This window comes from Hymenobacter sp. R533113 (genome assembly GCF_056835965.1).
This window is the reverse complement of the sequence record NZ_JAKWBD010000016.1, coordinates 350,720-363,702: the sequence shown is the minus strand read 5'-3', so window position 1 is coordinate 363,702 and position 12,983 is coordinate 350,720. Positions and strand designations below refer to the sequence as shown.

Sequence of the window (12,983 nt, the reverse complement as noted above, 5' to 3'; positions counted from 1 at the left end):
ACAAAAAAGCCCCCCAGCGGGCCCAAGTGGGTATTTTATTTATCCATCCATTTCCGGCCTTTGGTGCGGCCGCACCCACAATGCAATTAACAAGGTATCAACTGAGGCATGGGTAGAATATCAGCTCGTCTCAGTTTTATTTTCAGCGATATTGTTCTACTATTGTTTTAATTCATCACTGATACAGTATTATGGTAAATTCACTGTTTGATCTAACCGGCCGCACGGCGCTGGTAACGGGCTGTAAGCGCGGCATCGGGCGGGCTATGGCCGTCGCGCTGGCCGAAGCCGGAGCAGATATTATTGGGGTATCAGCCAGCCTGGAGCCGACGGGCAGCACTGTGGAGCAGGAAGTGCAGGCCACCGGCCGCTCCTTCCGGGCTTACCAGTGCGACTTCAGCCAGCGGGCCCAGGTCGATGCCTTCATCCAGCAAGTGCAGGCCGACTTTCCCCGCATTGATATTCTGATCAACAACGCCGGCACCATCCGCCGCGCGCCCGCCGCTGAGCACTCGGATGCCGATTGGGACAATGTGTTAGCCATCAACCTGGACGCGCCTTTTCGCCTGGCCCGCGCCATTGGGGGGCAAATGTTAAGGCAGGGCAGCGGCAAAATCATTTTCACCGCCTCGCTCCTGACTTTTCAAGGCGGCATCACCGTACCCGGCTATGCGGCCAGCAAGGGCGCTATTGGCTCGTTGGTCAAGGCCTTGGCCAACGAGTGGGCGGGGAAAGGCGTGAATGTGAACGGCATTGCTCCCGGCTACATCGCCACCGACAACACCGAAGCCTTGCGCCAAGACCCGGAGCGCAGCCAGAGCATTCTGGGCCGTATTCCGGCCGGCCGCTGGGGCACGCCCGACGACTTTAAAGGCCCCACCGTCTTTCTCGCTTCCGAAGCCGCCAACTACGTGCACGGCACCATTCTCACCGTCGATGGCGGCTGGATGGGGCGCTGAGGTTCCTCCGGGAGTCGTCTATGCCCACCTGCTTTACGTAAGGGGGGCCGGTGCTCCTGCTTTTTTAATTTGTTTAGCGAACCCGCGCCACCGCTTGTTTTTTTGTTTTTTACCATGGTTTTAGTTGTTATCAAAGCGCTGGATATTCTCGAGTTTGTGGCTCGCGACTCGGGGCGGACGTACTCGCTCACGGAAATTGCGGCCGGCCTGGGCATGAACCAGGCCACCTGCGTGAATATCCTGCAGACGCTGGTGGAGAAAAGCTACCTCGAGCACCTGGGCCGCAAGAAAGGCTACCGCCTGGGGCCCATGGCCTACAACCTGACCAACAACCAGGCTTACAGCCTGAACCTGATTACGGCAGCCAAGGAGGTCATGGAAAACCTGACCCGCAGCCTCAACGAAACCTCCCTGCTGGGCGTGATCCGCAACCAGAAGCGCTTTATCGTGCACCTAGTCAACAGCGACCAGGATTTGCAGGTGCGCAGCCACACCGAGCGCAGCATCTACGAAACAACCTCGGGGCGGCTGCTGCTGGCTTACATGAGCCCCAAGGAGTACGCCAGCTTTATTGCGACCACGGGGCTTCCCCCAGCCCAACAGTGGGCCGGGGCCGACACGGCGGAGGGACTGGCGGCTGCCCTGGCCCAGATCCGGGCCGACGAGCTGGCCGTAACCCTGTCGCCCTCCCACATCGTGGGGCTGGCCGTACCCATCTGGCAGCAGGACCGGGTGGTGGCCAGCCTGAGCGTATTTTTGCCCGAGATCCGATGCTCGGCCGCCCGCAAACAGGAAATCATCCAGGCTCTGCGCCAGGCCGCCCGGCAGATAAATCAGCAGCTAGGCACGTAGATTTCCCTGGCTGGCCTCGCCCCTGGGTAGCAAGGCCCACCAAAAAGCCGCCCGCCCCGCGCCCCAGCGGGGCGGGCGGTTTGGCTTCTGGCACCGACCAGGTAAGGGCTGCTCACGCCGTTATTTCTTGCGCAGCACCAGCACCAGGGCATCATTGGCTTTCAGCGGCAGCGTGAGGCCGGTTGGTTTCGCGCCGTACAGGCTGCTGGTTATTTTCCAGCCCGCTTTCACCACGGCGGTAGTCGAAAGGGCTTGCGGGCTGTAGTTGATGAGCACCACCACTTTTTCGCTGGCACTCACCGGGTGCTCGGTGCTGCCGACGAAGCAGTTGTTCTGGGTGAGCACCCGCTCCGCCAGCTGCGGGCGGGCTATTTCCTGGTAAATGCGGGCGTAAGCCGGCTGGCCGGGGTCGAAAGCGCCCGGGAGGGAAGCCAGGTTTTGCTCCAGCGGGAAGGTGAGCAGGTAAATGCGGCCCTGGCCGTAGCTGGTTTTCAGCAGCACCGGGTTGCCATCGGCCTCCCGGGCCAGCACGGTCGCTTGCTTAGGGTTGATGCGCAGCTTGCGTTCTGAGGCAGCCTGGAAGGTTATACTGTCGCCCAGGAGCTGGGCGGCGAAGCGCAAACTACCGCGCCGCTGGCTGTTGGTGCCTACTTCCACGCCCAACGGCTCGTTGAACGTGGGCAGGTAGGCGTCGTCCAGCGACAGATACAGTGTCGCGCCGACCTTCACCTTATCGAGCAGCTTAAACCAATAGCCCTTGTGGAAGGGCTCGATGCCTTTCAGAGAGGGCAATAAATACAGGGGCGCGTCGGGCAACTCTTGCCCGGCTTTGCGAAACTGAAAATCTAAGCCGGCCTGCTTGGCAAGCACGAAGCTGGTGTAGGCTACGCCCCAGGAGTCCTGGCCCTCGGTGAGGATGCACACGGCCTCCGTTTTGCGGGCCGGCAGGGCCTTAAAAGGCAGCTTATCGATGAACTGGCTGAAATTCTTCAGCTCGCTGAGCACCGGCTTGGGGCTGCGGTCTTCCTTGATCAACCCCAGTTCGCCCTCCACCGAGGCGTAGTTGTAGGGCGGGTAGGGAAAGCTCAGCTGGTCGTAGGCGCACCACCAGAGGGTGCCCAGGCAGTCGTGGGCCCAGTTGGAGAACAGGGAGACGCGGGCGAAGGCGGCTTTCTCTTTTTCGCCGCCGGTCATGGGACCCATCACGCCAGTTTCTTCCACCAGCGCGGGCTTGCCGGCCAAGTCGCCGTACAGCCGGGTTTCGGCCGCCGCGTGCAGCAGCGTACGCATGGTGTTGATGCCGTCCTGGCTGGCGTACTTGGTCCAGAGCGAGTAGGGGTGGGTGGTGAGCACGTCGGTGGTGGCGGCTTGGTCCTGGATACGCCAGGGGGCGTTTTCTGCCGCGCTCAGGCTGTGCATACCCGAAACAATCGGCCGGCTCGGGTCGGCCCCGCGAATAGCCCCCGACAGCAGCGCCGACCATACGTAGGCCTGGTAGTGGTTGTCGACTTTGCCCATCACGTTGCACTCGTTGCCGAAGTCCCAGGCCAGGATGGCGGGCTGGTTTTTGAAGCGCTGCACGAACGTAGTCACGAACTTCTGCTGCCAGCTCAGGCATTCGGCGTCGGTGAGAATGTCGCGGCCTTCCAGGGCAGGCGGCACGTAGAGCTGGCCGCTCATCCAGCCCGTTATCAGCCCCACAATCAACTTGATCTTGTACTTCTGCGCCAGCGTGGCCAGCACCGCGAAGTGCTGGAGCTGCGCTTCGCTCATGCCGTTGGCTCCCACGCCGGTCGTGGGCAGGGGCTGTCCGTCGGCAAAGGCCACGTATTTCACCTCACCCCCGCCAGCGTACACCTTATGAATGGGCTGAAAGTCGGGCCACAGCGGAAACACCCGGATAACCTTGATGCCATTCTCCGATAGCTGCTTGAAATCCTGCTCCACCACCTCCGGCCGCCAGTCCCGCCACATGTGGGTGCCGGCGTGCGAGGCCCAGTAGTTGCAGCCCACGGCGAAGGTGCCGGGTTGAGTTAGGAGGCCCTGCTGAGCGTGGCTCCACCGGCTTAGCAGCAACAAGCAAAGGACAAGGCATGGGTGCCAATAAGTAAGACGGGCTGAGCAGGACATGGGGGTGAGGAAAAAAGGTGGGAGGTAGCTGAAGCGGCGGTTTTTCACCAAGCGGCAGCTTTAAAGCTCAAGCATTCGTGGGGTTCTGATCAGGCACAGCGCCTGGAATACGGACTGACCGGCCGCGGCTCTCGTGGGCTGGCAGCCAATCACAGGAATGATAAAGGTGGCGTTGAGCACGTGCCCGCGGCGTGGATGGTGGAAAAGTCGGTTGGCGCGAGTTGGATGGGGAGGGTGTGCTACTCGCCAGGGCAAGCTAATGCCCTGATAAAACCAGGGAGTGGCCTGGGAGCCACTACCGGAATAAGCCAAAGTTAATATTTCCATATTCATTCACAATAATGAATAATAATTTGACATAAATACGCTATGTTTGTTTTGCAACTTCCTCAACCTTACCAATAGCTCACGAGTCCGCGGCCTCTTTAGGCGGCTGAGGACCATACCGGCGGGGTGGTTGAACGAAGGTTTCGCCTCAGCTTGATTCGCTTACGCTTTTCTACTGCCTGCCTTAAGCTACTCGGCCCCAGTTAGCCCCGGCCCGAGTTGACGCACCCATTCCGAGCGCAAACTGCCCACCCATTTTCCTTTTGCCCGTTATGCCTAAGCACTCCCTTCGATTTGCCACCCTGCTGGGTTCCGCCTGCTGCGGCCTGCTGTTCAGCGCCTGCACGGAAACCACAAAGCCCCTAGCGGCGGCCGGCGCGCCCGCGCCCGTCGTCAACCGCCAGACGGCGCTGGCGGCTAGTGACGCCAAAATCAATGCCTTGCTCCAAAAGCTGACCTTGGAGGAAAAAGTGAAGATGATTCACGCCAACTCGGCCTTTGCGTCCGGCGGCATTCCGCGCCTGGGCATCCCCGAGCTCATGACCTCCGACGGCCCCCACGGCGTGCGCCCCGAGCAGGGCCGCGACTGGAAACCCGTGAACGACCCGAACAACGCCGGCACCTACCTGCCCACCAACAACACCCTGGCCTCGACCTGGAACCGGGAGCTGGGCTACGCCTACGGCGCGGTGCTGGGGGCCGAAGCCAGCTTCCGGGGCAAGGACATCATTCTCGGCCCCGGCATCAACATCATCCGTGCGCCCCTGAACGGGCGCAACTTTGAGTACCTGAGCGAGGACCCTTACCTGGTATCACAAATGGTGGTGGGCTACATCAAAGGCGTGCAGGACCAGGGCGTATCGGCCTGCGTGAAGCACTTTGCCTTGAACAACCAGGAAACCCAGCGCAGCAAAATCGACGTGTATGTGAGCGAGCGGGCCCTGCGCGAAATTTATCTGCCGGGCTTTCAGGCGGCCGTGCAGCAGGGCGGCGTGCACACGCTCATGGGCGCTTACAACAAGTTCCGGGGCCAGTACACCACCGAGAATGCCTACCTGATGAACGATATTCTCAAGGGTGAATGGGGCTTCAAAGGACTGGTAATCAGCGACTGGGGCTCCACCCACAACACCCAGGACGCGCTGCGCAACGGCACCGACCTGGAAATGGGCACCGACCTGGTGTTAAAGAATAACAGCCTCGACCAAAGCGCTACGGCCAGCACCGCCGCTGCAGCTCCCACCGCCCCCGTGGGGGGCAAAACCATTTTTGACCGCTTCTATCTGGCCGACGCGGCCCTGAACGCGGCCCGCAAAGACCCCCAGCTGGTGCCCCTCATCGACGACAAGGTGCGCCGCATCCTGCGGGTGATGTACGCCACCAATATGCTCGACGGCGCTAAGCGCAAGCCCGGTGCCCACAACACCAAGGAGCACCAGGCCACCGCGTTGAAAGTGGCCGAGGAAGGCATTGTGCTGCTGAAAAATGACGGCCTGCTGCCCCTGAAAAAGACGGTGAAAAAGGTGGCCGTCATCGGGGCCAACGCCACGCGCGAGAATGCCGGCGGCGGCGGCAGCGCCCAGCTCAAGGCTAAGTACGAAATTACTCCTTTGCAGGGCCTGCAAAATGCGCTCGGCAGCACCGCCCGCATCACCTATGCGCCCGGCTACAAAATCGCCAAAGGGCAAAAGGCCGACCCGGCCCTGATTGCCAAAGCCGTGGCCGCTGCTCAGGCCGCCGACGTGGTGATTTACGTGGGGGGCTCCTTCCACGGCTATGACTATAAGGTGTGGACCGACAACGCCTACGATGCCGAGGACACCGACAAGCCCGACCTGAAGATGCCCTTCGGCCAGGACGAGCTGGTGCAGGCTGTACTCAAAGCCAACCCTAACACGGTAGTAGTCCTACTCGGTGGCGGCCCCCTGGATGTGTCGGGTTTTGCCGGGCAAACCAAGGCCCTGGTGGAAGCCTGGTACCCCGGCATGGAGGGCGGCAACGCCCTGGCCCGCATCCTGCTGGGCGACGTGAACCCCTCGGGCAAGCTGCCCTTCACCTTCCCCGTCAAGCTGGAAGACGCGCCGGCCCACCAGCTGGGCGAGTACCCCAGCGCGCCCGGTAATCCGCTGAAGCAGACCTACAAAGACGACATCTGGGTGGGCTACCGCTACTTCGATACCTATAAAATTGCCCCCCAGTTTGCCTTCGGCCACGGCCTGAGCTACACCACCTTCCAGTATGACAACTTAAACGTGACGCCCGGCCAGCAAAGCGCCACCGTGCAGCTGCGCGTGACCAACACCGGCCGCGTTGCCGGGGCCGAAGTGGTGCAGCTCTACGTGCACGACCAGCAAGCGTCGGTGAGACGCCCCGAAAAGGAGCTGAAAGGTTTCGAAAAAGTATTCCTGCGGCCCGGCGAAGCCAAAACCGTGACGCTCACCCTCGATGCCAAGGCCTTTCAATTCTACGACGAAGCCAAAAAGCAGTGGGTCCTGGAGCCCGGCAAGTTCGACGTGCTCGTCGGCAGCTCCTCGCGTGACATCCGCCTTACGGGCAGCGTGACGCTGTAGGCTCTAGGGGCAAGCCAAGCTTATTCATCCATCCGCACCACTATTTCCCTTCCACTCATGAGCCAGCCCATCTTAGTTATCGGCAGCGCCAACACCGACATGGTCATCACCACCAAGTACTTCCCGCGGCCGGGGAAACGGTGCTGGGGGAGCAGTTCCTGCTAAGTCCTGGGGGCAAAGGGGCCAACCAGGCCGTGGCCGCGGCCCGGTTAGGCGGGCAGGTGACGTTCATCACCAAGCTCGGCACCGACCTCTTTGGTGACCAGGGCCGGGCGCAGCTGCTGCACGAAGGCATTGCCACGGGCTACATCTTGTCCGACCCCGACCACCCCTCGGGCGTGGCGCTGATAACGGTGGATGAGCACGGGGAAAACAGCATTGTGGTGGCTCCGGGGGCCAACGGCACCCTTTCGGCGGCCGACCTGGCCGGCGCCAACCAGCCGTTTGCCGACTGCGCGCTGGTGCTGATGCAGCTGGAAATACCGCTCCCCACGGTGCTGGCGGCGGCCCACACCGCGGCCGGCTTGGGCAAGCGCATCATTCTGAATCCGGCCCCGGCCCAGCAGCTCCCGGATGAGCTCCTGCAACAGCTGTTTCTCATCACGCCCAATGAATCGGAGGCCGAAATCCTCACCGGCGTTGCCATTACCGATGCCGACTCGCTGGAAGCGGCGGCCCAAGTCCTGCTGGCCAAAGGCGTCCAAAATGTAATTATCACGCTGGGCGGGGAGGGCGCCTACCTGCGTACGCCCGCCGGGGCCCAGCATCTGCCCGCTGTGCGCACCCAGCCCGTGGACACCACCGCCGCCGGCGACGTCTTCAACGGGGCAGTGGCCGTGGCCCTGGCGGAAGGGCAGGTGCTGCGGGCCGCGGTGGAATTCGCCAATCGGGCGGCGGCCATTTCCGTCACCCGCCGGGGGCGCAGGCCTCGGCGCCTTACCGGTACGAGCTGCCCGATAGCGCCCTCGTCCCGGCCGATTCGGCACTTCTGGCCCGCTAACGCGGGCCCGGCCGGCTACCCATTCTGCCTTTCACCAGCTACTTGTTTTGCTATGTTCATCATCGACACTTACTCCACGGCGGTTATTTTCTGCGTGGTCACTATGCTGTGCTGGGGCTCCTGGGCCAATACCCAGAAGCTGGCGGCCCGGCAGTGGCGCTTCGAGCTGTTTTACTGGGACTACGTGCTGGGTATTGGGCTAACAGCCCTGCTCATTGGCCTGACGCTGGGCAGCACCGGCGCGGCCGGCCGCAGCTTTCTGGCCGACCTCCGGCAGGCGGATAGCGCTTCCATAGGGCAGGCCGTGCTGGGGGGCATCGTGTTCAACGCGGCCAATATTCTGCTGGTAGCCGCCATTGCCCTGGCCGGCATGGCGGTAGCATTTCCCGTGGGCATCGGCATTGCGCTGGTGTGCGGCGTGCTGGTCAACTACCTCGATAATCCGCTTGGTGACTCTGGCCGGCTGTTTCTGGGCGTGGGGTTGGTGGTGGTAGCCATTCTGCTCAACGCCTTTGCTTACCGCCGGGCGGCTGCCCAGGCCCAGCAGGTATCGAGCCGGGGGCTGCTGCTGTCCGTGACGGCGGGCCTGCTCATGGGCTTCTTCTACAAGTACGTGGCGGCCTCTATGTTCCCCGATTTTACGGTGCCCGAGGCGGGAAAGCTGAGCCCGTATTCAGCCATTTTCTTTTTCGCCACTGGCGTGCTGCTCAGCAACTTTCTCTTCAACACCCTGCTGATGCGGCGCCCCTTCAGCGGGCCCCCGGTCAGCTACGCCGACTACTTCCGGGGCAGCTTCCGCAGCCACCTCATGGGCGTGCTGGGCGGGGCTATCTGGTGCGTGGGCATGGCCTTCAGCATCCTGGCTTCGGGTAAGGCCGGTCCGGCCATTTCCTACGGCCTGGGCCAGGGCGCCACCGTGGTGGCGGCCATCTGGGGCATTGCCATTTGGAAGGAATTTAAAAATGCCCCCCGCGGCACGCCCATGATTCTCAATGGTATGCTGGCCTGCTATCTGGCCGGGCTGGTGCTGATCATCGCCGCCCGCTGATCCACGGCTCCGGCCGCCTACCCTGGCGCCGCGGTGCCTATTCGCTACTTCTCACCCTTCAGCTCATCGCCTCAACCTATGTCCACTTTCCTCTCTCAGGCCACGGCCCTGCTGTGCGGCCTCGCTTGCACGGCCACCGCGGCCGTGGCCCAAACGCCGACCAAAAAAGCCCCCCAGCCCAAGCCCGGCGCGGCCAAAACGCTCACGCTGACCAAGGCGGCCCTGCAAGACAAGATCAAGGGCGGCTGGGCCGGCCAAACCATCGGCGTGACCTACGGCGGGCCCCTGGAGTTCAAGTACAACGGCACCCTGATTCAGGAGTACCAGCCCATTGCCTGGTACGACGGCTACCTGAAGAAAACGATGACGGGCGACCAGGGCCTCTACGACGACATTTACATGGACCTGACGTTCGTGGAAGTGTTTGAGAAGGAGGGACTTGATGCGCCGGTGAGCTCCTTTGCCAAAGCCTACGCCAACGCCGGCTACGCCCTCTGGCACGCCAACCAGGCCGGGCGCTACAACCTCCTGCATGGCATGGCCCCGCCCCAGTCGGGGCACTGGTTGAATAACCCCCACGCCGACTGCATCGACTACCAGATTGAGGCCGACTTCGCCGGCCTCATGTCGCCGGGCATGCCCAACGCGGCCTCGGCCATCAGCGACAAGGTAGGCCACATCATGAACTCCGGCGACGGCTACTACGGTGGCGTGTACATGGGTGCGCTCTACACCCTGGCTTTCACCTCCACCGACATTCCCTACATCGTGACGGAGGCGCTCAAGACCATCCCGACGCAGAGCAAATACCACCAGTGCATCAGCGACGTGATTCGCTGGCACCGGCAGTACCCCAACGACTGGAAGCAGACCTGGTTTGAGGTGCAGAAGAAGTGGACCTCCGACCTGGGCTGCCCCGACGGCGTGTTTCGCCCCTACAACATCGACGCCACCGTCAACTCGGCCTACGTGGTGATTGGCTTGCTCTACGGGGGCGGCGACTTCACCAAAACCCTCAACATCAGCACCCGCTGTGGGCAGGACGCCGACTGCAACCCCTCGTCGGCCGGGGGCATTCTGGGCACCATTCTCGGCTACGATAAGATTCCGGCCCACTGGAAGCAAGGCTTGGCCGAAGTGGAAGGCATTGAGTTCAAGTACACCAGCACCTCGCTGCGCAAGGTCTACGACATCGGCCTGAAGCACGCCCTGCAAATGGTACAGCGCCACGGCGGCAAAGTGGAAGGCGAGCAGGTGACCATTCGGCTGCAGCAGCCGGTGCCGGTGGCTTTCGAGGAGAACTTCACGGGCCACTACCCAGTGGCCAAATTGACCATCAACAAACCGCTGCAGAACGAGCACAGCTTTGACTTTGAAGGCATTGGCTTCGTGCTGCGGGGCGAAACGTCGAAGTGGGCCCAAAAGTCGGATTACGTCCTGAAGATGGAAATGTCGCTGGACGGCAAGGCTCCGGAGGTCATTGAACTGCCCACCGATTTCACCACCCGCCGCCTGGAGCTGTGCTGGAAATACCAGCTGCCCAAGGGCAAGCACACCGTGCGCCTGAAGCTGCTCAACCCCAGCCCCGAGTACCCCTGCAACCTGGGCGAAGTCTTCATCTATACCGATAAGCCCACGACTGAGCTGGCGGTGAAGTAAGGCCCACGCATCACTCCTGACACCTTCTGCGCCGACCCACTGCTGCTTTCCCGCTCATGACCAACCGTTTTCGCACCGTCGCTCTACTGATTTGGGCCGCCAGCCTGACGGCGCCCCTGACCGGGCCCGTTCGCGCTCAGCAGCCGGTCCCGCGCCCCGCGGCCTTGCCGACTGACCCGAAGATGAAGCCTTTCCTCGACAACCTCATGGCCCGCATGACGCTGGAGGAGAAGATCGGGCAGCTGAACCTCGCCGCCACGGGCTTCGACGTGACCGGGCCGGTCGTGAGCAAGGACGTGCGGGGCAACATTGCGCGGGGCCGCATGGGCGCTTTGCTTAATCCCAACACTGTGCAGGCCACCCGCGAGCTGCAGGCGCTGGCTTTGAAAACGCGCCTGAAAATCCCGCTCCTCTTCGGCTACGACGTCATCCACGGCCACCGCACCATCTTCCCCATGCCGCTGGGCCTGGCCGCCACCTGGGACCTGCCGGCCATCGAGCGCAGTGCCCAGATTGCGGCCGAGGAAGCCGCCGCCGACGGCATCAGCTGGGTGTACTCGCCCATGGTGGACATCGGCCGTGACCCGCGCTGGGGCCGGGTGGTGGAAGGGGCCGGCGAAGATCCCTACCTGGGCGCCCGCATTACCGAGGCCATGGTGCGTGGCTACCAGGGACCGGACAACGACCTGACCCAGCCGACTCGGGTTATGGCCTGCCTTAAGCACTTCGCCCTGTACGGCGCCGCCGAGGCCGGCCGCGACTACAACACCACCGACATGAGCCGGCAGCGCATGTTCAACGAGTACCTGCCGCCCTACCAGGCCGCCATCAACGCCGGCGTGGGCTCGGTTATGTCCTCCTTCAACGACATCAACGGCCGGCCCGCCACCGGCAACAAGTGGCTGCTTACCGACTTGCTACGCACGCAGTGGGAGTTCCAGGGCTTCGTGGCCACCGACTACAACGCCATCAACGAGCTGATGGACCACGGCCTGGGCGACGAAAAAACCGTGGCGGCCCTGGCTCTGAAAGCCGGGGCCGACCTGGACATGGTGGGGGAGCTGTATCAGAAACACCTGGCCGCCAACCTGCAAGCCGGTCGCGTGACGCAAGCTGACATCGACCTGGCCTGCCGGCGCGTGCTGGAGGGCAAACATCGCCTGGGCTTGTTCCAGGACCCTTACCGCGGCACCACCGCGAAGCGCGCCCAGGCTACGGCCATGAAACCCGAGTTCCTGGCCGCAGCCCGCGACCTGGCCCGCCGCAGCTGCGTGCTGCTCAAGAACAATCAGCAAACCCTGCCCCTGAAAAAAGCTGGCACCATTGCCCTGATTGGGCCCCTGGCCCAGAGCCAGCGCGACCTGATAGGCAGCTGGAGTGCCGCCGGCGACTGGAAACAAGCCGTGACGCTGGAGCAGGGCCTCAAAAACGTGGCGGGCAGCGGCGTGAAAGTGGTGTACGCGAAAGGCGCCAACCTCACCAACGACCCGCTTCTGCTAGCCCGGCTCAACTCCGACAAGCAGATACCCGTGGACCCGCGGCCGGCTGCGGAAATGATTCGCGAAGCCGTGCAGGTGGCCCAGCAGGCCGACGTCATCGTGGCGGCCGTGGGTGAGGCAGCGGGCATGACGGGCGAGGCCGCCAGTCGCGCCGATATCGGCCTGCCCGGCCAGCAATTGGAGCTGCTTAAGGCCCTGAAGAAAACTGGCAAACCGCTGGTGCTCGTGCTCATGAACGGCCGCCCGCTCACGCTGAGCTGGGAAGACCAGCACGCCGATGCCATCCTGGAAACCTGGTTTGCGGGCAGCCAGGGCGGCAACGCCATTGCCGACGTGCTCTTCGGAGCCTACAACCCGGCCGGCAAAATAACCATGACTTTCCCCCGCGTGCTGGGCCAGGTGCCGATTTACTACAACCACAAAAACACGGGCCGCCCGGCCCTGGGCGACCCGAACGACAAGTACAAGTCCAGCTACCTGGACGTGAGCAACGACCCGCTGTACCCCTTCGGCTACGGGCTGAGCTACACCACGTTCGAGTACGGCCAGCCGGCGCTGAGCGCGAGCACGCTCAAAATGGGCCAGCCGCTGGAAGTATCCGTGACCGTGCGCAACACCGGCCGCTACGACGGCGAGGAAGTGGTCCAGCTCTACGTCCGCGACCTGGTGGGCTCCAGCTCCCGGCCGGTGCGCGAGCTGAAAGGCTTCCAGAAGGTGCTGCTCAAAAAGGGCGAAAGCCGCCGCCTCACCTTCCGCCTGACCTCCGACGATTTGCGCTTCTACAACGAGGAGCTGCAGTTCGTGGCCGAGCCCGGTGCCTTCGAGGTGCTGGTGGGGGGCAATTCCCGCGACGTGCAATCGGCCGGTTTCAACCTGGAACTCGCCCCAGGCCTGTAGAGGCTTGGGGCTTCGCCGCCCCGCGCCGCTCAATGCTCATTC

General features: G+C 62.8%; 7 protein-coding genes and 1 pseudogene. 7 read left to right on the top strand and 1 reads right to left on the bottom strand.

Features of this window, described 5'->3' with window-relative positions:
- Nucleotides 1-191 precede the first annotated feature (191 nt).
- Both MKZ35_RS23365 and MKZ35_RS23360 read left to right on the top strand, forming a co-directional pair.
- Nucleotides 192-959, top strand: coding sequence for an SDR family oxidoreductase (locus MKZ35_RS23365; RefSeq protein WP_482515606.1), 768 nt, complete (start codon nt 192-194; stop codon nt 957-959).
- Between the two features lie 114 nt (nt 960-1,073).
- Nucleotides 1,074-1,811: an IclR family transcriptional regulator gene (locus MKZ35_RS23360; RefSeq protein WP_482515605.1), complete on the top strand. Its 738-nt coding sequence runs from the start codon at nt 1,074-1,076 to the stop codon at nt 1,809-1,811.
- Nucleotides 1,812-1,931: 120 nt separating this feature from the next.
- Here MKZ35_RS23360 and MKZ35_RS23355 read toward each other — a convergent pair whose 3' ends face one another.
- On the bottom strand, nt 1,932-3,941 hold the full coding sequence (locus tag MKZ35_RS23355; RefSeq protein ID WP_482515604.1) for a glycoside hydrolase 5 family protein: 2,010 nt from the start codon (nt 3,939-3,941) through the stop codon (nt 1,932-1,934).
- A gap of 599 nt (nt 3,942-4,540) precedes the next feature.
- Here MKZ35_RS23355 and MKZ35_RS23350 point away from each other — a divergent pair.
- The 5 genes and pseudogenes from MKZ35_RS23350 (at nt 4,541) to bglX (ending at nt 12,941) form a co-directional block, all read left to right on the top strand.
- Nucleotides 4,541-6,838, top strand: a complete 2,298-nt coding sequence (locus tag MKZ35_RS23350; protein WP_482515603.1) for a glycoside hydrolase family 3 C-terminal domain-containing protein — start codon at nt 4,541-4,543, stop codon at nt 6,836-6,838.
- A 140-nt stretch (nt 6,839-6,978) separates the two neighbouring features.
- Nucleotides 6,979-7,701: pseudogene (locus tag MKZ35_RS23345) on the top strand (PfkB family carbohydrate kinase); the annotation flags it as partial.
- Nucleotides 7,702-7,890: 189 nt separating this feature from the next.
- The gene (locus tag MKZ35_RS23340) at nt 7,891-8,886 is read left to right on the top strand and encodes a GRP family sugar transporter (RefSeq protein ID WP_482515629.1); all 996 of its coding nucleotides are present in this window, start codon (nt 7,891-7,893) and stop codon (nt 8,884-8,886) included.
- Between the two features lie 78 nt (nt 8,887-8,964).
- Nucleotides 8,965-10,545, top strand: coding sequence for an ADP-ribosylglycohydrolase family protein (locus tag MKZ35_RS23335; protein ID WP_482515602.1), 1,581 nt, complete (start codon nt 8,965-8,967; stop codon nt 10,543-10,545).
- Nucleotides 10,546-10,601: 56 nt separating this feature from the next.
- Nucleotides 10,602-12,941: a beta-glucosidase BglX gene (bglX, locus tag MKZ35_RS23330; protein ID WP_482515601.1), complete on the top strand. Its 2,340-nt coding sequence runs from the start codon at nt 10,602-10,604 to the stop codon at nt 12,939-12,941.
- The last annotated feature ends 42 nt before the right edge of the window (nt 12,942-12,983 follow it).